The organism is Roseburia sp. CLA-AA-H209 (assembly GCF_020687575.1).
Taxonomy (GTDB): Bacteria; Bacillota; Clostridia; order Lachnospirales; family Lachnospiraceae; genus Roseburia_C; species Roseburia_C amylophila.
Genome location: NZ_JAJEQU010000013.1, coordinates 25,787 through 48,527, shown reverse-complemented (window position 1 = coordinate 48,527; position 22,741 = coordinate 25,787). Strand labels below are relative to the sequence as shown.

17 protein-coding genes are annotated in these 22,741 nt (G+C 42.3%); all 17 read left to right on the top strand.

Annotated features, from left to right (window positions below):
- Positions 1–64 precede the first annotated feature (64 nt).
- Positions 65–1,495, top strand: coding sequence for an ABC transporter substrate-binding protein (locus LKD41_RS11950; RefSeq protein WP_227701310.1), 1,431 nt, complete (start codon positions 65–67; stop codon positions 1,493–1,495).
- Positions 1,496–1,611: 116 nt separating this feature from the next.
- Complete coding sequence (locus tag LKD41_RS11945) at positions 1,612–2,646, top strand: carbohydrate ABC transporter permease (protein WP_227701309.1); 1,035 nt, start codon at positions 1,612–1,614, stop codon at positions 2,644–2,646.
- Position 2,647: 1 nt separating this feature from the next.
- Positions 2,648–3,520 (top strand): carbohydrate ABC transporter permease, encoded by an 873-nt coding sequence (locus LKD41_RS11940; protein WP_227701308.1) that lies wholly within the window; start codon positions 2,648–2,650, stop codon positions 3,518–3,520.
- A gap of 29 nt (positions 3,521–3,549) precedes the next feature.
- Positions 3,550–4,719: an AGE family epimerase/isomerase gene (locus tag LKD41_RS11935; protein ID WP_227701307.1), complete on the top strand. Its 1,170-nt coding sequence runs from the start codon at positions 3,550–3,552 to the stop codon at positions 4,717–4,719.
- Positions 4,716–5,897, top strand: coding sequence for a glycoside hydrolase family 130 protein (locus tag LKD41_RS11930; RefSeq protein WP_227701306.1), 1,182 nt, complete (start codon positions 4,716–4,718; stop codon positions 5,895–5,897). The genes LKD41_RS11935 and LKD41_RS11930 overlap by 4 nt, the downstream gene beginning before the upstream one ends.
- A 26-nt stretch (positions 5,898–5,923) precedes the next feature.
- Entirely contained in the window at positions 5,924–6,946 is a 1,023-nt protein-coding gene (locus LKD41_RS11925; RefSeq protein ID WP_227701305.1) for a glycoside hydrolase family 130 protein, read from the top strand.
- 232 nt (positions 6,947–7,178) lie between these two features.
- Positions 7,179–8,216: an electron transporter RnfD gene (locus LKD41_RS11920; RefSeq protein WP_227701304.1), complete on the top strand. Its 1,038-nt coding sequence runs from the start codon at positions 7,179–7,181 to the stop codon at positions 8,214–8,216.
- Positions 8,217–8,244: 28 nt separating this feature from the next.
- Complete coding sequence (locus tag LKD41_RS11915; protein WP_227701303.1) at positions 8,245–11,343, top strand: diguanylate cyclase domain-containing protein; 3,099 nt, start codon at positions 8,245–8,247, stop codon at positions 11,341–11,343.
- A 15-nt stretch (positions 11,344–11,358) separates the two neighbouring features.
- The gene (manA, locus tag LKD41_RS11910) at positions 11,359–12,294 is read left to right on the top strand and encodes a mannose-6-phosphate isomerase, class I (protein WP_227701302.1); all 936 of its coding nucleotides are present in this window, start codon (positions 11,359–11,361) and stop codon (positions 12,292–12,294) included.
- 723 nt (positions 12,295–13,017) lie between these two features.
- On the top strand, positions 13,018–17,070 hold the full coding sequence (locus LKD41_RS11905) for a glycosyl hydrolase (protein WP_227701301.1): 4,053 nt from the start codon (positions 13,018–13,020) through the stop codon (positions 17,068–17,070).
- A gap of 450 nt (positions 17,071–17,520) precedes the next feature.
- Positions 17,521–19,116, top strand: a complete 1,596-nt coding sequence (locus LKD41_RS11900) for a GH1 family beta-glucosidase (protein WP_227701300.1) — start codon at positions 17,521–17,523, stop codon at positions 19,114–19,116.
- Between the two features lie 73 nt (positions 19,117–19,189).
- Positions 19,190–19,720: a response regulator transcription factor gene (locus tag LKD41_RS15845; protein WP_331470922.1), complete on the top strand. Its 531-nt coding sequence runs from the start codon at positions 19,190–19,192 to the stop codon at positions 19,718–19,720.
- Complete coding sequence (locus LKD41_RS11890; RefSeq protein WP_227701298.1) at positions 19,717–19,986, top strand: hypothetical protein; 270 nt, start codon at positions 19,717–19,719, stop codon at positions 19,984–19,986. Before LKD41_RS15845 ends, LKD41_RS11890 begins: the two co-directional genes overlap by 4 nt.
- Positions 19,955–20,173 carry a HAMP domain-containing protein gene (locus tag LKD41_RS11885; protein WP_331470921.1) on the top strand — a complete coding sequence of 73 codons (219 nt, stop codon included), beginning with the start codon at positions 19,955–19,957 and terminating at the stop codon, positions 20,171–20,173. Before LKD41_RS11890 ends, LKD41_RS11885 begins: the two co-directional genes overlap by 32 nt.
- 20 nt (positions 20,174–20,193) lie before the next feature.
- On the top strand, positions 20,194–20,403 hold the full coding sequence (locus LKD41_RS11880) for a hypothetical protein (protein ID WP_227701296.1): 210 nt from the start codon (positions 20,194–20,196) through the stop codon (positions 20,401–20,403).
- The gene (locus tag LKD41_RS11875; RefSeq protein WP_227701295.1) at positions 20,369–20,968 is read left to right on the top strand and encodes a hypothetical protein; all 600 of its coding nucleotides are present in this window, start codon (positions 20,369–20,371) and stop codon (positions 20,966–20,968) included. The genes LKD41_RS11880 and LKD41_RS11875 overlap by 35 nt, the downstream gene beginning before the upstream one ends.
- Positions 20,969–21,039: 71 nt before the next feature.
- Positions 21,040–22,704, top strand: coding sequence for an EAL domain-containing protein (locus LKD41_RS11870; protein WP_227701294.1), 1,665 nt, complete (start codon positions 21,040–21,042; stop codon positions 22,702–22,704).
- Positions 22,705–22,741 lie beyond the last annotated feature (37 nt).

Here is a 22,741-nt window from a genome sequence, read left to right as displayed (position 1 = left end):
AAAGTATAATTAAATTAAGTTACGAAACAGTAACGAAACAAATTAAAAGGAGGATATTTTTATTATGAAATTGAAAAAGTTATTAGCTCTTTCAACAGCAACAGTAATGGCATTCTCAATGGTTGGATGCGGAAGCAAAGATGCCGGAACAGACAGCAACACAGACAACAATGCAGCAGGAACAGAGACAGGTTCCAGTGACAACGCAGGCGATGGCGATTTAAGCTATGCTAACTTAAAGCTCGGTGAGGACTACGCAGACCTTACAGCAGAAATCAAAGTAATAACAAACCGTACAGACCTCTTAGAGGATGGTGCAGAGATTTCTTATCAGACATATATCGATGCATTCAACAAATTGTATCCAAACATCAAAGTTGATGTAGAAGGAATTACCAACTACGCAGATGATACATTACTTCGTCTGCAGGGCGGTGACTGGGGTGATGTAATGATGATCCCGGCAGTAGATAAGGCAGACTTAAGTACATACTTCATGTCTCTTGGAACAGAAGATGAAATGAAGAGCCAGATTAACTACTACAATCAGAACTACGCTGGAGAAGTATACGGAGTTCCTTATACAGCAGGTGTAAACGGCGGTATCATATACAACAAAGCAGTATTCGAAGCAGCTGGAATCACAGAAGTTCCAAAGACTCCAGAAGATTTCATTGCAGCATTACAGAAAATCAAAGACAACACAGATGCTATTCCACTTTACACCAACTACGCAGCTGGTTGGGCAATGGGTGGACAGTGGGACCCGGCAATCAGCGGAAGTGCTACTGGAGACAGCACATTCATGAACCAGAAATTATTACATGCTTCTAACCCATTTGCAGATCCAGGTGATGGAACAGGCGCATACAACGTATACAAAGTATTATACGATGCAGTAGCAAACGGATTAACAGAAGATGACTACTCAACAACTGACTGGGAAGGTTCCAAAGGAATGATTAACAACGGCGAAATCGCTTGTATGGTACTTGGTTCCTGGGCTGTTCCTCAGATGCAGCAGGCTGGCGATCATGCAGATGATATCGCATACATGCCATTCCCAATCACACTTTCTACTGGAAAACAGTGTGCATCTGTAGGACCTGACTACAGCTTTGGTATCAACGCAGACGCTTCTGACGACAACAAAGCAGCAGCATTATGCTTCGTTAAATTCATGACAGAGCAGTCTGGATTCTCATATGATTGTGGTGGACTTCCAATCGCAGCAAAAGATACAAAAATGCCTGACTTCTATGCAGCATTCTCAGATATTGACTTTGTAGTAGATGAGCCGGCATTAGAAGGTGAAGAAGACCTCTTAAATGAACTGAATGCAGATTCCGGATTAAACATCAATAACAGCGGTGAAGAGAAATTACAGGAAGTTGTAGAGTGCGCAGCAGATGGCTCTAAGAGCTTCGATGACATCATGACAGAATGGAATGAGAAGTGGACTACAGCACAGGAAGACTGTGGAGCAACCGAGTAATATTGAGTAACTGAAAACTCCCCATAGACATAAAATGAAACAAGCCTTTTTACAGGAATGCTCCCGCCGGTTTTGGCGGGGGCAGCCTGTCAAAAGAAGGGCATGGAGGTATTTCGATGGATGCAGTGACAATGAAGAAAGCAAAGAAGCCCTTCAGTATCAAAAAATGGGCAAAAAGCAGAAAGGGACAACAGACCATAATCATATTGGCATTTATGTTTATCCCACTGTTATTGTTATTTGTATTTACCTATCTTCCGTTTGGAGAAATGGTAAAGTTCAGCTTTTATAAAATGAAATATGCAACCCCACCTGATAAGAGACAATTTGTGGGTTGGGCAAACTATATCGACGTATTTAACAGAAAAGACTGTTTCAGTGCTTTGAAATTGAGTCTTTACTACATGGCAGGTTCCATTGTTCAGCTTGCACTGGCATTGTACCTGGCAACAATCTTAAGTTTTAAAACCAAATGTGGAAATATGTTTAAGGGATTTATGTTTTTCCCATACCTCATCAGTGGTATCGCAGTTGGTTTTATCTTTAAATTCTTCTACACCAGAGGCTTTGTATTTGACACAGTATTACAGTGGTGTGGATTTCAATTAGACAATCTTCCGTACTGGCTGAAAGACAAGAGTATCAATAATATCTCTCTTGTGGCTTCCTCTGTATGGCGGTATTTTGGACAGAATATGGTTCTTTTCATCGGAGCAATCATGTCAGTAGATGCCGAAATGTATGAGGCAGCAGAGTTAGACGGTGCAAATAAATTCCAGCAGTTTTTACATATTATTTTACCGAGTATAAAGACAATCGTAACATTGAATGTCATCTTATCCATTACCGGTTTCTTAAGTGCATTCGACCCGCCTTATGTTATCACAAACGGTGGTGGTGGAACCGCAACATACTTTGTAGTAATGAATAAAATCGCACATACCAACCAGAAGGTAGGTCTTGCATCTGCCATGGCGGTAGTATTACTTCTTATTATCTTTGCAGCAACCATTTTACAGAAACTCTTCTTCAAATTCGCATTCCGAAATGCAGAATCTGATGATGAGACTTACGATGCAAAGAAGCAGCGTAAGAAATTAGAAAAGCGGAGAAAGAAAGAATACCGCCTGAAACAGAAAGGAGCGATGTAAGATGGCACAGCAGAAAATTAAAAAAAGAAAGAAACATTACAGTGCAGGCTCCATAATCTGGATTATTGTAAAATATTTCTCTTTGATATTCTTTTCCTTTGTGGCACTGCTGCCAATCGTATCCTGTGTAATCACAGCATTTAAGACAGAAGCAGAATATCAGAGCACCAATGTAATGACATTACCAAGCAGCTGGCTCAATTTCCAGAACTTCATTGATGCGTTCACAAGAGCCAATATGGGAAGGGCATTCATCAACTCCGGAATCATTCTGGTGTGTGTGCTTGGAGCATCCATCCTGATTGGAACACAGCTTGCTTATGTATTGAACCGTTTCAAGTTCCCTGGAAACGGACTGGTAAGAAACTTATTCCTGTTCGCAACATTACTTCCTGGAATCGCAATGCAGGTATCTGTATACCAGATCATGAGCGGACTTGGATTTATCAATCACCTTTATGGATACATCATCATGAGTATGGGTACTGATGTTATTTCCATCTATGTATTTATTCAGTTCATGGAAAACATTTCTGTATCCTTAGATGAATCTGCATACATCGACGGAGCATCTTATTTTAAGATTTACTGGAAGATTATTCTTCCGTTACTGAAACCGGCAATTGTAACCTGTATGGTATTGAAGGGTGTGTCTGTATACAACGAATACTACTGCTCAAGTCTTTACTTACAGGATAAGAGAACTCTTGGCGTAGTCGCAACTGCACTTTATACCTTTACCGGACCACTTGGAAGCAAATACAACCTGATTTGTGCAGGTGTACTGATTTCCTTACTCCCGGCACTGATTGTATTCTTGCTCTGCCAGAAGCAGATTTACAGTGGTATCACAGCAGGAGCTGTAAAAGGCTGATAAGATTAAGATAACAGGAGCATAAAAAGATGATGGTAGATGAAATAAGGAAAGAGCTTGTAAATGGAATCATTCCTTTCTGGAAAAACTTACGTGATGATGAATACGGCGGATATTACGGTCTGCTGGATTATGACTTGAACCTTGATAAAAAAGCAGAAAAAGGATGCATTTTAAACAGTAGAATTACATGGTTCTTTGCAAACGCATATCTGCTTTTAAAAGATGAGAGCCTGTTAGACGAAGCAAAACACGGATATGAATTCTTAAAGAATAAATGTCTGGATAAAGAATATGGAGGAATTTACTGGTCACTAAATTATGACGGTACTCCAAAGGATACAACGAAACATACTTACAATCAGGCATTCTGCATCTATGCGTTGTCTACATACTATGCAGCGTCTAAGGATGCAGAAACCTTAGAACTTGCCATGCAGCTCTTTGAGAAAATTGAGATTACCTGTATGGATGAGGCCGGATACTTAGAAGCATTTACCAGAGATTTTAAGCCGGAATCCAATGAAAAATTATCGGAAAACGGCGTACTTGCTGATAAGACTATGAATACTCTTTTACATGTATTCGAGGCATATACCGAACTGTATCGTGTATCGAAAGAAACAAAAGTAAAGGAACGCTTAATGTGGATTATGGATGTATTTGCTGATAAGGTATACAATCCGGAGCTTCACAGACAGGAAGTGTTCTTTGATAAGAATTATAACAGTATTATCGACCTGCATTCCTATGGACATGATATTGAAACAGCATGGCTGATGGACAGAGGAACAGAAGTACTGGGTGATGAAACTTATACAGAGCGTATGGGAGCAATCACAAGAGACCTGACCAGCCAGATTTACAAAGTAGCATTTGACGGACATTCGCTTGCCAACGAATGTGAAAAAGGTGTGGTAAATGAACACCGTGTATGGTGGGTGCAGGCAGAAGCTATCGTAGGTTTCTTAAATGGATACGAAAAAGATCCACAGAAAAAAGAATACTTAGAAGCAGCAGAAAGCATCTGGGAATTCATTAAAGAACATGTGATGGATAAACGAGAAGGCTCTGAGTGGTTCTGGGAAGTAGACAAAGAAGGAAAACCATACGAGGGAAGACCTATCGTAGAACCGTGGAAATGTCCGTATCATAATGGACGGATGTGCATGGAAGTGATAAGGAGAATGTCAAAATGATGCATGAAAGATATTATGTGGAAGCCGCCAGACAGGAAGAGCTTCTGAGCCGTAAAAATAGAAAAACAGATTTCTACAATGGAATCTTTGACCGGTATGAATATCCGGTATTAACCAGAGAGCATATTCCGCTGACCTGGAGATATGACTTAAATCCAAAGACCAATCCATATTTTATGGAACGTCTTGGAATCAACGCAGTCATGAACTCCGGAGCCATTGAATTAAATGGAAAATATTATCTGGTAGCAAGAATTGAAGGAAATGACCGTAAGTCATTTTTCGGAGTAGCAGAAAGTGACAACGGAATTGACGGTTTCCGTTTCTGGGATTATCCGATTCTTTTAGAGGATACCTGCCCGGAAGAGACCAATGTATATGATATGCGTCTTACCAAACATGAAGACGGTTATATCTATGGCGTGTTCTGTTCGGAAAGCAAGGATACATCAGTAAATGATTTATCCGCAGCAGTAGCAGCAGCCGGAATCGTAAGAACGAAAGACTTAAAACGCTGGGAAAGATTGGATAATCTTACCACCCTTCGTTCCCCACAGCAGAGAAATGTCGTATTACATCCGGAATTTGTAGATGGAAAATATGCATTTTATACCAGACCAATGGATGATTTCATTGAGACCGGAAGCGGCGGAGGAATCGGATTTGGACTGTGTGATGATATTACACATGCAGTCATTGATGAAGAGAGAATGACCAGCCTTCGTAAGTACCACACCATCACAGAAGCAAAGAATGGAGCAGGTGCAACACCGATTAAGACAGACCGTGGCTGGATTCATATTGCACATGGTGTGCGTAATACGGCAGCAGGTTTACGTTATGTAATTTATGCATTTGCAACAGATTTAAATGACCCTGCCAAAGTAATTGCAGAGCCGTCCGGACTTCTGATTGGACCAAGAGGAGAAGAACGTGTAGGAGATGTTTCCAACGTTGTATTTACCAATGGAGCTATTGCAAATGAAAAAGGCGAAGTATTTATTTACTACGCATCCAGTGATACCAGAATGCATGTTGCAACAACAACCATAGAGAAACTGATTGATTATGTATTTGAGACACCATCTGACCCGGGACGTTCTGTAGAGTGTGTGGCACAAAGATGTAATCTCATTGAAAAGAACCTGGAATTTTTGAAAAACGAAGCAGCAAAATAAATTTGAGAAAAAGGATGGTAGCCTTTATGAGCAAAGTAAAAATGATTAGCCCGGCAGTCCCAAATGTACCATGGCAGGACAAACCGGAAGGATTAAAAGGTGCGCCGGTATGGCGTTATACAGAAAACCCAATCATTGGAAGAAATCCAATTGATGGAGTAGCAAGAATCTTTAACAGTGCAGTAATGCCTTATGGAGATGAGTTCATCGGAGTATTTCGTGGAGAACAGACCAATGGTATTCCATATATCTATATGGGAAGAAGCAAAGATGCAATCCATTGGGATTTTGAAAAAGATAAAATCGAGTTTGTTGACGAAAACGGGGAATCCTTTATGCCGGTATATGCATATGATCCAAGACTGGTAAAAGTAGAGGATACCTATTACATAATTTGGTGCCAGGATTTTTACGGCGCAGCAATCGGAATGGCAAAGACTACCGACTTCCGTACATTTACAAGGATTGAAAATCCTTTCCTCCCATTTAACCGGAACGCTGTGCTCTTCCCTCGAAAAGTTCATGGCAATTACATGTTGCTTTCCCGCCCATCAGACAGCGGACACACCCCATTCGGTGACATCTTTGTCAGTGAAAGTCCGGATTTAGTCTACTGGGGAAAGCACAGACATGTAATGGGAAAAGGCTCCGAATGGTGGGAGTCCTTAAAGATTGGCGGAGGCGCAGCACCAATTGAGACCTCCGAAGGATGGCTTTTATTCTATCATGGTGTAAGCGGAACCTGTAATGGATATGTATATTCCATCGGTGGAGCAATCCTTGATATAGATAATCCGTCCGTTGTGAAATACCGGTGTGAAAATTTCCTTCTGACACCGGAAGAATGGTATGAGGAACGCGGATTCGTACCGAATGTATGCTTCCCATGTGCAACCATTCATGACTCAGAATCAGGAAAGATTGCTATTTACTATGGAGCTGCCGATAGCTATGTAGGATTAGCGTTTACAACAATAGATGAAATCGTTGATTATATCAAAGAGCATAGTGTGGTTAATTGTAGCGACACAGAGGTAGGCAGAAGATAGGATAGTTTTCTTTTTCATGATCTGGAATAGTATACAATTCCCTAACACATTATTCCAGATTCCCACTCCTAAATTGTAAGCACAAAAGGACTCACACATGTGTGGGTCCTTTTGTAATTTACGCGAGTAGCGAGAAAAATCGCATGCTTGCATGCAGATTTGGCGAGCACCGCGATAACTCGAGAAACTCGCAAAGCGTGTTTCTCGTAGTTGTAGAAAACCGGAGGATAATATGTTTATTTCACCAGACCATCCATTCTTGCAATACAGCGGAAGAATTGATTTTGAAGAAAAAGAAAGACCGGTCATGATTTATCCGGCAAGTTATGTACGGATTCGTTTTACCGGAACTTCTCTTCGGGTTCATTTAGAAAATAAAAGAGAATATTGGGATAATTATATGGGCTGTATCATAGACGGCAGACAGGAAAAATATCTGCTGCCAAAGACCGGTGAAACAGAGCTCCTGCTAGCAGAACAGTTAGATAATACAGAGCATGACTGCCTGCTTTTTAAACGGATGGATGCCTGCCATTATGTGACATTCTTAGGATTTGAAATAGAAGAAGATGCAGAGGTATTGCCGTTAGAGCCATTGCCGGAGCGGAAAATTGAAGTATATGGAGACAGTGTTTCCGCCGGAGAAGTATCGGAAGCAGTAGATTTCATAGGACAGCCGGATCCGGAACATAACGGAGAATATTCCAACAGCTATTATTCCTATGCATGGATGACTGCCCGTAAATTAGGTGCACAGATTCATGATGTAGCACAGGGCGGAATTGCATTATTAGACGGAATTGGATGGTTCCATGAACCGGGATATATCGGAATGGAATCGATATATGATAAAACGGCTTATCACCCGGACTTGGGAGAAATGAAAAAATGGGATTTTTCAAAATATATACCACAGGCAGTCATTGTAGCAATCGGACAGAATGACAGCCACCCGACCGATTTTATGGCACGGGATTATGATGGCATTATGGGAAGAAAATGGAGAAAACATTACCGTGAATTTATTTTAAAGCTAAGAGAAATATATCCGGATGCACAGATTATTTTAACTACAACAATTATGGAACATGATATTGCCTGGGACCGGGCAATTGAAGAGGTCTGTGAATCCATTGCAGATGCAAAAGTTCATCATTTTCTGTACCGGAAGAATGGATGTGGAACAAAGGGACATATCCGGATACCGGAAGCAGAAGAAATGGCAGAGGAACTGGCTGCCTATATAGAAGTTTTATGGGAAGATATCTGAAATGCCGCAACAAGAAGGAGAAAGCGTTATGACAGAAACCTTGGAGTTAAGAAAGAAAATTGAAGAACTGGAACAGGAACTGGAAGAAGAACGCGTAAGGAGAAAGATAACAGAAGATTATTCCGACTGTGCAATCTGGGAATATGAGATTGCCACCAAACGATATGTCTTATCGAAAAAACTCGGTGGTAAATGGAGCAAGTCCAATATGGTAATCGAGGATTACCAGCAGCAGATGCACAATTGGGGGTTTGTCCATCCGGATGACTGGAATATCTTTGATGATTTCTGCGCAGCCATGGACCGGGGGGATGAGCATATCCGCTATGAAGTGCGGCAGGTAAGTGATGAATCTGTATTCGTCTGGTTCCGTTATGTGGGAATTCCGGTTTACGATAAAAATCATAAGCCATATAAGATTATGGGAAAGACCATGGATGTGACAGAGGAAAAGAAGGGACAGGAGCTTCTGACCCAGAAAGCAGAACGAGATTCCCTGACAGACCTTTTCCATAAGGCAAAAATGAAGGAACTAATTGAAAATTATCTGACCCAGCATGCGGTGGAAGACCAGGATGCTGCGTTTCTGATTATAGATATTGATGATTTCAAATCCGTCAATGACACCTATGGCCATTTATACGGAGATGAAGTCTTAATGAAGGTGGCAAACGTTCTGATTATGAATTCTTCGCTGGAAGATTATGTAGGACGAATTGGTGGTGATGAGTTCTGTATCTTCTGCCGGGAAAATCATGCAAGGGCAAGAGCCATGGAAATTGCAGAGCGTATTTCCCGTTCCGCAGACCGCATTTCCTTAGAGGGCAAGAAAGTTACGCTAAGTATGGGAATTGCATCTTATCCAAAGGATGCATCCACGTATGAAGGCTTATATCAGGCGGCTGATCAGGCATTATACCGGGTAAAGCACAGTGGAAAAAATGCATTCAGCGTCTATGATAAAAATTATAATTACGAAAATTACACCACCGAGCGTAAGCGTGAAGATACTAAGGAACGAAGAGAAGATGCCGGTAAGAAAAATATTTTTATTGAGCGTGAAATCTTTGATTATGCATTCCAGGTAATGGCGGCAGAAGGAAATTTAAAGGAAGCCATTCATAAAATTTTTTTCGAACTGGGTTTAAAGTTTAATCTGGATTATATCGGATTATTACAGCACGGAGAACAGGCTGCGGAAATTTATGAAGAATGGAACAGCCGGGATGGAAAAATCGAACTGAATTACTATACCCGCAACTGGAGAAAGATACAGGAATATTTTCAGGATCACAGCTTTTCCATTTATAAGAATTGCCTGCAAATGCCGGTCTGCATTGGAAATGAAGTACAGATGCTGGCAGTATTCCAGAATGTGGCAGAAGACCATGAGTGGACGGAATCAGAGTGTGAAATTCTTTCTACTTTAACAAAAATGGTGGAAAGCTATCTCTGCCGTGCCTATATGCAGCGGGAAGGAAAAGAGCCGGAGAAGAAGAGCGAGAAAGAAACACCCCGCGAGGAACTGGATTCCATGACCGGAACCTGCACAAAAGAATTCTTCGGAAGAAAAATCGAGCAGACGCTGCTCTGGCAGGATACCCAGTATGCAGTTGCAGTGCTTGGTATCCGAAGCTATGAAGAGATTATTAAGCGTGGAGGAGCAGAGATGGAGCGGACTTTATTATTCTATCTTGGCTCTCATATCCGCAAGAATTTAAAGGACAAAGAAATGGTATGTCATCTGAAAGCGGATGAGTTTGCAATCCTAATTGACTGCAATCAGGAAGCAGCCATGGAAAAGCTCAATCATATCATGATTACTTTTGAAGCAATGATGGCAGAAAAGAATCTCATTAAGGAAGTCCGCCTTTTCGGAGGCATCTATTATCTCAGCCACCGCTCTTATGGGGCACTGGAAATTTTTAAGATTATGAAATCCTTAAAGAATAAAGCAAAGCGGTATTCCACCGAGGAAAACAGCATTTACGAGAACCGCAAGAGTGCCGGAAATGCCATTGATAAGGATGCCGGAATCCTTTATCGTGGAAATCTTTACCGTCTAAAGAATTTTATCAAGCGGGCAACAGCAGGAGAGAGTCTTACTGTTGGATTTATCGGAGGTTCCATTACTCAGGGATGTGCAGCGACTACACCGGAAAACTGTTATGCCTATCGTGTGTATGCCTGGCTGCAGCAGAGATTTCTCAATACGGAGTTCACATATGTGAATGCTGGAATCGGAGGAACTACTTCCCAGTTTGGCGCAGCCAGAGTAAAAGAAGATTTGCTTCGCCGGCTGCCGGATTTGGTAGTGGTGGAGTTTTCCGTCAATGATGAGAGCAGTGAACACTTTATGGAAACCTACGAAGGACTGGTGCGGCAGATTTACGGAAGTGAGCAGCGTCCGGCAGTGATGCTGGTTCACAATGTGTATTATGACAGCGGAAAGAGCGCACAGTATTATCATGCAAAAATCGGAAGACATTATGGCATTCCATGTATCAGCATGCAGAGCAGCATTTACCCGGAGGTATCCGCAGGACGGCTTCCGGCAGAGAAGATTACCGCAGATTTCCTGCATCCGAATGACATGGGACATGAACTGGTAGCCGGTGTCATTACACATTTCTTAGATAAGCTGATTCAGAATCCGGCGCAGGATGAGGAAGAGGCAAGATACCGGGCACCGCTTACCTATAACAGTTATGAGAATTGCAGACGGTTACAGTATTTTAACAGCAAGCCGGAGTTTGAAGGATTTGAAGAAGACCCGACACCGCAGAAGGACATTACCGACTGCTTTCGCAATGGCTGGATGGCAGAAAAGCAGGGTGCATTTATCCACTTTAAGGTTATGGGAACCGGAATTTCCGTGCAGTACCGCCGCTCTGTGACAGGAAAAGCACCGAAGGTAAGAGCCGTTGTAGACGGAGACAGAGAGCATGCAGTTATCTTAGACGGAGCCTTTGATGAGACATGGGGAGACAAACTGGAACTGACCACCTTAACGGAGCATATGCCTTATGGCAGCCATGAACTGGAACTTGAAGTAATCGAGACACATCCGGATGATGCAGTGCCGTTTTATCTGACATCCGTCATTGTGGCAGGAACCGGAAAATAGAAAGGATGGAACATCATGAGTAAAGAAATTATATTTTTAAATCCTGTATTTACACACAACATCTGGGGCGGAACCCGCCTCAAAGATGATTTTCATTATCCGGTAGAAGGAGATGATATCGGAGAGTGCTGGGGTGTCAGCGCCCATCCAAACGGAGATGATACCATTGCAGCCGGAACTTACAAAGGAATGAAATTATCCGAACTTTGGGACAAACACCCGGAGTTATTTGGAAATACCGGACTGGATCGTTTCCCATTATTAATTAAAATCATTGATGCCAAAGCAGATTTAAGTATTCAGGTGCACCCAAATGATGCTTATGCTAAGGAGCATGAAAACGGCTCTTTGGGAAAAACCGAGTGTTGGTATATCGTGGACTGTAAAGAAGATTCCGCACTGGTCGTAGGACACAATGCAAAAACAAGAGAAGAATTAAAAGATATGGTAGAGAACGGACGCTGGAATGATTTCATCCGTGAGATTCCGGTAAAGAAAGGGGACTTCATTCAGATAGACCCCGGAACCGTACATGCTATCAAGGGTGGCATCATGATATTGGAAACCCAGCAGAACAGTGATATCACCTATCGTGTTTATGATTATGACCGTCTCAGCAACGGCGTGCCGCGTGAACTTCATATCAAACAGAGTCTGGAGGTGATAACTGTGCCGGCAAAATCCGTAGAAAACAGCATTTTACACACTCAGGCAAAACCGGATGAAGTACAGCGTCTGATAAGTTGCAACTATTATTCCGTATACCGTATTGATGTTGCAGATAAATTAAGCTTTAAACAGGATCATCCATTTTTAATCATGAGCGTATTAGATGGCGAAGGAACCTTAAACGGAACTTCCCTTAAGAAGGGTGACCATCTGATTCTTCCAAATGATTATGGAATGGTAGAACTTTCCGGAACTATGCAGATAATTGCATCCTCCCTGTAGAGGATATATACTCCAGTGGCTGCAAAATATTTTTGAAAAGAAATTTGAATGAAACCTGTCTGCTGCTTTTTCAAAATGATTTGGCAGAATGTGTGCAATTCTTATGGGCATGGCTTTCCTGATGATAAAGTGTCTTGCTTCGGCTTTGACAAAAACCGGAATCTGTACGTCTGTCGCGGATACTATATCATGTCGAAAGAGGCTCTAAGAAATTTGTCTGTACGAAAAAGTTATTCCGGCAACCGGCGGCAAATTCACATCCATGTTCAACTTGCCGCCTCTTTGCCGCATCCTTGCGGCAAAGTTGCCATGACAGGCAAATTTTTAAGAGCCTCTAATCGCCATTCAAAAAGTATCCGTGGCAGGCGCACAGCTTCTGGTTCTTTGCCAAACCTTAGCAAGACGCTTTTTATCGGCAAAAGAAAGCAGAGCCCATATAGCATTGCCACATTCTGAACAGTTTATTTTGAGAAAAGCGGCAGACAGGTTTCACGGAAATTCCAGTCATCAGAAGTATTTTGCAGCCACCGGAAGCAGATATGTATTGCAGGGCGAAAGCACTGCTGCATATAGAAGAAAACTGTACCAGAAAGAATCATGGAGAAGTTCTTATCGGTGCAGAGTATAAGAAGCGGAGGTGAAAGGAAAAGAGAGCACGATGAAGTAACAAACGAAAGTAAAGAGAGAATGCAAAGAAAAAATTAAAGGTTGGAGAGAAAGAATATGAACAAATTGGGGAAACGCATCGCAGCAGGTGCGTTATCGGCGATTCTGGTATTTTCCGTATGTTCGGAAACCGGAATGTTTCTGCAGCAGGAAGGCAGCCAGACTGTCCTTGCAGCAGAAGGGGATGCTATTGCATCCATCAGTGGAATTACGCCATTGTATGATGGCGCGGAAGTAACATTTGACAGTGCCAGCGGCTGGGACGAAAAGTCAGAGACACAGCTGGCTTTAACGACTGAGCAGGCATTAAAGAAAGGTGCATCCGTCAAAATGAACTTCCTGATTCCAAAGGATAAAGCGGAGTTTAGTGGATATATCAAATTTAAGGCAGTAGCAAGACTTGGAAGTGACTGGACCTGGACAGAGTCAGACCAGAGCGGAAGCAAGACCTTAGCACTGACCAGGGATGATTTTACAGAGACAGCAGACGGAGCGTATATGTCTGCACCGGTTACATTTACATTTTCCGGCGATAACATTACGGAAGATAAGCTTGCAAGCTTTACCATTGTGCTGGCAGGAACGGAATGTGATTTCAGCGGAGTTACTTATGTGGAAAATGTAGAATTAATCGACGGAACAGCCACCACCGGTGGAAATGAAGAGACCCATGAGAAGCTCGTCTATGAAAAGGCAGATGCAAAGGATATCGACATTGATTTCAGTGCACTTGATGCAGAGGACTGGGGCGATACCATGCCGGTGCTTAGCTATGATGAAAGCATTTTGGATGTATCGGTAACAGAGAATGCCATTGTGCGTGCAAAATTCAGTATTGATGAAGAAATGTACCAGTCTCTGGTATCCGGAGCATTAAAGGTGCAGTCCGTTATGAAGACGCAGGATGGCTGGGAGTGGAACCAGGCAGCAAAAATGCCGGAACTGACACAGGAGAGTGTCACAGCAGACGGTTCATCCTATAGCTTTTTGGCAGAATTTGCTTATTCAGGAGTAAAGGAAGGTGCTTTAAAAGGCATTTACTTCCGTTTCGCAGGTGTAGGTCCAAAAGGAAAAGTAACAGTTTCTGATGTGAAGGTTTCCAATGTGGAAAAAGGAGAAGCACCTCTTCCGGAAGCGGACCCTGCGGTAGTGGACGATTTTGAAAGCGCACAGTTAGGAACAGATGGCGGCTGGGAACAGGAAAGCGGTTGGCAGTATGCCAACGGACTGACCCGCAAAGTTGTTTCCTATGCAGGAAGCCAGATGTTAGAGCTGGGACTGGATTATACCGGATGTGGCGGATATACCTGGAGTGAAGCAAAGATAAAGAAGAACTTTGCGGAAGGAATGGATGTATCTGCTTATAACAGACTTACCTTTACCCTGATTGCCCCAGAAGAATTTAGTGGATTTAAGACCAAGGTATTTGGTAAAAACAGTGATTCAGAAGAAGTAATCATTGAAAAAGAAGGTGTGATTGAGACAACAGATTTAGGTGATGGAATGGTAAAAACAGACGTAACCGTAAGCTTTTCTCCAAATGCAGAGAAATTAACAGACCTTACCATTGGAATCGTTGGCGTCAGCACAACCTTTGTGGGAAATGTATATCTGGATGATATCAAGCTTTCCCAGTACAATGCGGCAGCAGATTTTGTGGATATCACTTCTGTTCCACAGGCAGGAACGGTAGCAGATACCAGTAAAATGCCGGCAACAGTAACACTTTCGGATGCCAATGCAACAACAGAAACAAAAGCATTGTACGCATATCTTACCGGACTTTCTGAGTCTGATGAGGTACTGTTTGGACATCAGAATGATACCCATAAGCATGTAACAGGAAGAAGTGGCGTTTATTCCGATACCAAGGACGTAACCGGAAGTATCAGTGGTATCGTCGGAATCGACTCCCTTTCCTTAACAGGAGCAGAACTTGGCATGGATAATGTGGATGATGCCATTGCAGAGACTGTAAAAATCAGTAAAGAAGCAGCGGCAGAAGGCGCAATCCTTACCCTTTCTACCCATATGCCAAATATGAGTGACAGCAAGATTAAAGCAACACCGGATGCAAGCAGACCATATGATTTTTCTGCCTGCGATTTCTCAGAATCCAAGAACTTAAGCAATAACTGTTCCAAAGAGGTTCTTCCGGGTGGAAAATACAATGCACAGTTCTGCGCATATCTTGATATTTTGGCAGATTATGCCAACGGACTGGGCGATATTCCGGTATTATTCCGTCCGTTCCATGAGAACACTGGCGGATGGTTCTGGTGGGGTTCTGCAACAACAGACATTGAGACTTACAATGCACTGTTCCGTTATGCCCATGATTACCTGACCGAAGAAAAAGGCGTACATAACTTTATCTACGTTTATTCTCCGGGCGGACCAATTGAGACAGAGTCAGCTTATGAAAAGAGATATCCGGGCGATGAGTATGTGGATATCGTAGCATTTGATTACTATGATGATTACAATACTTATCCGGCAGCTTATTCCGATGATTTTATGAAAGGCCTTGCAAAGACCTGCCAGGTGGTCAAGAGTTTTGGTGACAAACATGGCAAGATTGCTGCAATTTCCGAGACCGGTGTCCGGGTGCAGAAAGCAGACGGTTCTGACAATGAAGGTATTCTGGTAAAAGATAACCCAATCAAAGGACAGAACTGGTACTCAAAAGTCAATGCCATTGCCAAAGAAAATGGTATGCCGTATTTCTTAGTATGGGCAAACTTCTCAGATACGAACTTCTATGTTCCGTATAAGTATAATGATACCAAGGGACAAGAGTTAATCAATGAATTTATTGATTTCTATAATGAGAGTTCCACCATATTTGCTAATGGAACCAACTTCTATGGAAATGTAGACAGTAATGCAGTAGCTAATGGCAATACCAATCAGAATCCGGGCGGATATTTCACCAATGTATTTTCAAAAGATGCACTGGTAGGAACCCAGAGTCTGTATGCTTATGTAAAGAATGCGAATAAAGTACAGTTTATTCTGGCAAACGGTGAGAACAAAGTAACATTAGAGGCAGCAGTAACAGGAAAGAACCAGAGCAGCAAGGCTGCAAAAGGAAATATTTATCTTGCAGCAAACAGCGGTGTGAAAGCTTATAAAGCAGATGTTACAGAAGCAGATTTGGCAGCACTTGGAAAGACAGATGTAGGAACGATTACCTTAGTGGCAGATGGAAAAACATTATCCACCCTTTCCTTTGTCAGCTTCGGACAGGAAAAGGCAACCCTTCCGGCAAATGTAATTGAGAACTTTGAGCTCTATTACGGAGATGATGATTATCTCAATGGAACCTTTACCGAGAACTCAGCAGCCGGCTGTAGTTCTGCGTTCCGTCTGACTGATGAAAAGTCCGGTGGTACTTATGGCGGAGCTTTTGATTATACATTAAAATCCAGCGGACCTGAGGTATGGACCGGAAGACAGAAAGGACTTTCTGTTAATGACTACAGTGCTTACAATGCACTTACCATGTGGGTAAAACCGGATGGTAAGGGACAGAAGTTAGTCATCCAGTTAGTATCAAACGGTGAAGATTTTGAAGCACATCTGACTGATTTTGTGGCAACATCCGATGCAAAATATGTCACCATTCCTTTTGATAAATTAAAGGGAAAAAATGGTGGAACCTTTGATCCATCCAATGTGACAAAATTTGCCGTATGGTGCAACAGTGTGGATTATGTTAATGGAGTAGATTTAAGTTCGACCATCGTATTTGATGACATCCAGTGCATTAAGCTTACCGATAAGGAATTAGAGGAGGCAAAGAGCAATCCATACTATGATAAAGGATATATTGTAACAGATACTTCCTATGTCAAAGAAACACCATCCGGTAATGAAGACGGCGGAAATAATCCGGGTAATGGAAATGGTTCAGGAGCAGTTACAACACCAACTGCAACACCAACCACCACAGCACCGGCAGCAGACAATACTGCAGCAGCAAAAACAAAGACCGGAGATACCACACCAATCGTATTGTGGAGCATTGTTGCAGTAATATCCGGAAGTGCAGCAGTAGTACTTGCAAGACGCAAAAAACTTCCGTTTTCTAATCGGAAAATAAAATAAAAAATTAGAAAAATAGATTTCTACCATTTTTAATATAAAACACTCTATCCCGGAACAGTTGTTTCGTGGTAGAGTGTTTTTGTAACGAAAACGATTAAGAGAATCCTTCTGCAATTGTGAAAAATGATATACTTTTATGATTGGAATATATCTGGGTGGTTCGTCGAAGTACGGATGCATTTTAAGTACTGCTAGGGGCACTTGGAATTTTGTCCGGCATCTGGCAACGCTGGCACAGGGAAGTGCCAGCGAGGCACATATGAACATGGATGTGAATTTGTGCCGGTTGCCGGGAAAAAGAAAAGGGTTCGCAAAATTCTTAGTGCCCCTTGCAGTTCTTATGTGGCATTCGCATTCGAGGAACTGCACAGATATTCGAACTGAAAAAATTATAGTATTTTTCACAATTGCAGAAGAATAACACAAGAAATAGAATCAGGAGGAAAACAAATGTTTCGAAAAGACTTTGTATGGGGTGTTGCCAGCAGTGCCTATCAGGTAGAGGGAAGAGACAAAAACGATGGCGCAGGAACCTGCATCTGGGACACCTTTACCGAAGAGGGAAGAACCTTCGAACATCATAATGCCTATGTCAGTGCCGATGACATGCACCGTTATAAAGAGGACTATGCGCTGATGAGAGAACTCGGTGTGAAGGCATACCGTTTTTCCGTAAGCTGGGCGAGACTGATGCCGGAGGGAACCGGAAGAGTCAATGAAAAAGCGGTGGCACTCTATCGTGATATGATTCTTGAAATGAAGAAAAACGGCATTGAGCCATATATGACACTTTATCACTGGGAACTTCCGCAGGCATTGGAGGATAAAGGCGGCTGGCTCAATGAAGAAATCATAGATTGGTTTGCAGAATATGCAAAAGTAGTAGCAGAGAATTTTACTGATATCTGCGACAAGATTTTTACTTTGAATGAGCCACAGTGCTTTATCGGACTGGGATATTATCGTGGTATTCATGCACCGGGAAAGAAAGTCACACCAGAGGAAAGCTTCCGGATTGCGCATAATGCATTGCGGGCACATGGAAAAGCAGTTATTACTCTCCGGAAATATGCAAAGCAGCCGATACAGATTGGCTATGCACCAACCAGTGGGGTGGCATATCCGGCAAGTAATTCCCCGGAAGATATTGAAGCTGCAAAGAAGGTATATTTTGGCTTTTATAATGATGTCGACAACTGGACCTGGAATGTATCCTGGTATTCCGACCCGGTTATTTTAGGACATTATCCAAAGGAAGGTCTTGAGAAATACAAGGAGTATCTGCCGGAAATCACGAAAGAAGATATGGAACTGATTCACCAGCCCATTGATTTTTACGGTCAGAATATTTATAACGGATATCCGGTTCGTGCAGGAGCAGATGGAGAGCCGGAATTTGTAGACCGTCCGGCAGGATTCCCAAAGACTGCCGCAGAATGGCCGGTGACACCGGAATGCCTATACTGGGCAGGAAAATTCCTCTACGAACGTTATCAGCTTCCGATTTATATTACGGAAAATGGAATGTCCTGTCATGACAATGTGGAAGCAGATGGCAGTGTACATGATGCCAACCGTATCCAGTTCTTAGATGAGTACCTTGGCAATCTGCAGAAGGCAGCAGACGAAGGAGTAGAGATTGCAGGCTATTTCTTATGGACATTTTTAGATAACTTCGAATGGCATGAGGGATATTCCGAACGGTTCGGAATTATTTATGTGGACTTTGCAACCCAGCAGCGTTATGTAAAGGATTCAGCATTCTGGTATAAGAAAGTCATGGAAAGCAATGGAGCAGCGTTATCCTGCAACCAGCCGGATAGAAAAATCCGGATAGAGCGTGGTGCTGCAGAAGTAACAGGTGCAGGATTTAAGGTAGAGGGGGAAATGGATTTGCTGCTTTCTGACAGCACAGATGTCATTTATGTGGCATCCGGCAGCGGTTTAATTGGCAGCATCTGGGTAGATACCGGAGACAGACTTACGATACCGGATGGCATCCGGAAGATGCATTGCAGTGGAAAAATGACACTGGTGCAGGCGTAGCATGAAAAAATAATTGTTTCTTCTAGACCAGAGAAAATGAGAATAAAAAAAGTTTCTTTTATTCCGATGAGCAATCAGAAGGAATAGAAGAAACTTTTTTTGTGTACAGATACATTTAAATGGATTTGAATTGATGGAATACATCCGTCCAATGGGAATTCCGGTGATTTTTCTGACGGCAAAGGATTCCCTAAAAGACCGGATGCAGGGGCTGACCTCCGGGGCAGAGGATTATATGGTAAAGCCTTTTGAAGTGGTAGAACTTTTGGCACGGATTAATATTGTGCTGCGCCGCTATCATAAGATGGAGCAGAAGATTACTTTTATGGATATTGAATTAGACAGTGAAAATCAGGTGGTGACAAAGGCAGGAAAAGAAGTGGAGCTTACGCCAAAGGAATTTGAACTCTTAGAAATTCTGATGCGCAACCGGAATATTACACTGTTCCGGGAAAGAATCTATGAAGAAATCTGGGGAACGGAATATTCCGTAGAGTCAAGAACCTTAGACCTTCATATCCAGAGATTACGGAAAAAACTGAATCTTGGAGCGGAGCTTAAAACAGTATTTAAGGCAGGATACCGGTTAGAGGATAAAGCATGAAATTTCGATATAAAGTATTAATTACAAATTTAATCCTGCTTTCAGTCAGTCTGGGACTGGTGGGCTATCTGATGATACATAAGAATTTTGAACTGGCGAAGGAAACACAGATTTCTAATGCAGTCATTCAGAATAATCTGGTGCAGTCCTCGGTGGAATATGAAGTACTTCAGGCGTTGAACCGGGAAGAGTCGGTAAAGGGCGCACTTCCAGACATTGGAGCAGTTGAACCGGGTGGCAGAGGAGATTACCGATGGCTCTTATGAGACGAGGATTACAGTAAAGAGTCAGGATGAAGTAGGACTTCTGGAAGAAAACTTTAACCGGGTGGCAGAAGCAGTATCAGAAAAGATAGGAGAGCTTCAGGGAATGGTACGGAAAAGGGATCAGCTAGTTATATCTTTTCCGAAGGCAGACGGTTGGAGCGGATGTCGGGAAAGCTCTTTGATTTGATTTATTTAAGGGAACATGAAATGGAAAAGGAAGCAGTTCAGGTTGAAAATGTAAGCAGTGAAGTACTTAAGGTGGTGATACCGTCCTTTGAGGCAAAAGGGCTTGTGTTAAAGGAAAATATCGAGCCGGCAGTACTGTATGGAAATAAAGAACTTCTGGTGGTGCTGACAGGAATTTTTCTGCCGGGAATTCTGATTGAAGGGCAGGAACGTAAAGCAGTGGGAGAGTGAGACACAGGAAGCCTATTCCTATGAGATGACTTTAAAGGATTACGAGGCAGCGGCACTGGCAAGAGACAGTATGGAAGCCATTTATCAGAAAGGGCAGTATCCTTCCGATTTAGCTTCTTCTTATGCCAACTGGTATACCTGGGAAGCATTTCCGGAGAAAGCGGTGGATACAACATTTCATACCTACAGTGCCTACTACTGGAAACTTATTTTTACAAAATATGATGGCACAGAGAAGCATGCGGTATTTCTGTTAGAAGATGGCACCGTTTTGCTGGCGGAGGCAGAAGGAGAAGATATTTTATCGGAGACGGCAGCAACAGAGGAAACTTCCTCATCTGGTAAAGATGATGGCGAAGAGAAAGAAAAAACAGTGGAGAAAGAGCTGGCAGAACAGCTTTCCTATACCGGGCTTGATGTGTCCGGAATGAAGGTAAAATCCGATATAACACAGGAAGAAAAAGATGCCGGCTACCGATACTTTGAATTATATGATAAAACAAAATTTATCTATGGAATCAGCACAATATCCGATAGCCAAACGAAGCATAACATGGTAAGATAAAAGGCGAAGGTAAGGGTATTTTGTGGGGCGTAAATAATCGCCTGTAATGATTGAAAAAAGGATGATTGCAGATGAAGCAGGAAGACTTCTGGATGGGGGATGCAGACTTTTTTGCAGGCATGATGAGTAAGGTAACAGATTTGTCAAAGAATCTCTATCTTCTGGTAACGGATTTGCAGAAAAATCTGACATTTGTGCCGGAGAAAACGGCAGAATTTCTTGGAATGGAAGCCGGATACATCGTTGCTTTTTATCAGAAGCTGAAAGAGCATATCCATCCATATGATGTACCGGAATATGAAGAAGCAATGGGAAAACGTCTTAAGAAGGAGGCACTTTCAGAACCTCTTTATATTCGTATGGGAAAAGAGAAAACGGATTATATGATGGGCTTTTCTGTGGATGTATTAAGAAAAGAGAACCGGGAATATCTGATTGTTGTACTGAAGAATGAAAATGCGCTTCAGGAGATTGATGCGCAGACGGATTTATATAGTCAGGTCAAGTTTGAAGAACATATCAAAGATTATCTTGCGACCAGACGGAAAGTGGCAGTCCTTGAAATCGAATTTGACCATATGAATGACATGAATATTTTATATGGAACGAATTACAGCGAGCAGATGCAGCGGGAAATCGGACTGCGTTTCATCTATATGATGGATGCTGATACAGCAGTATATCGCATGAACAGTTCCAATTTTGCCTTTATCTTAAGGGATGCAGACCGGGAAGAAGCGGAAGCATATATGGAAAAGATAAAGGACACCTTAAAGGAAAATGCATATATTGACGGGCATTTTTTTGAATTTAAAATCTATGCCAGCGGGCTGATTTTAGATGATTATAAGGGAGATATTTCCACGGTTCAAAGTAAGCTGGAATACACCTTGGAGAAAGCAAGGGAACGCCGCAGCACCGGCATTTTATTCTTTAATGATTTAGTGCTGTCCTATGGTGGCATGGATCTGGATTTGATGAAAATTATTCATCAATCTGTTTTGAATCATTGTGATGGATTCTATGTGGAATATCAGCCGATTGTGACCTCTGAGGATGGAAAGATAATGGGGGCAGAGGCACTGGTGCGCTGGAAGAAGGAACCTTATGGAGCAATTCCACCGGGACTTTTTATCGACTGGCTGGAAAATGATCCTTCCATGTATGATTTGGGAAATTTTGTTCTGGAACAGGCTTTGTGGGACAGTAAAAGCTTTTTACAGCAGAACCCGGAGTTCTTTATTAATGTAAATGTATCGGCAAAGCAGCTTGAGCGGCCGGATTTCTGCCGGGTGGTATTAGAGCTTCTGGATAAGACGGAATTTCCGGTAAGACATCTCTGCCTTGAGATTACGGAGCGGTGCAGAAGCCTTCCGGTATCGGTAATCAATGAGCGGATGGCAGTATTAAGAGGCTATGGAATCAAATTTGCCATGGATGATTTTGGAACAGGAAGTTCATCTTCTGCCATGGCACTTGAGATGCTGATTGATGAGATTAAGATTGATATGAGCTTTATCCGGAAGATTCTTGTAAATAAAAAGAATAAGGCGATTGTCCAGAGCATGGTGGATTTTGCCAATGCAGCCAATATCAAGAGTTGTCTGGAGGGCGTGGAAAATAAGGCATTAGAAGATTATCTCCGGACTGTGGGAGCCACCTGGTTTCAGGGATACTATTATTCCAAACCGGTTGGAGCAGATGAACTGGAGATACTTCTTTCTGCTAAGAAATGACCTCTTTAAGGATATAATAAATGCGATAAAGTTAATT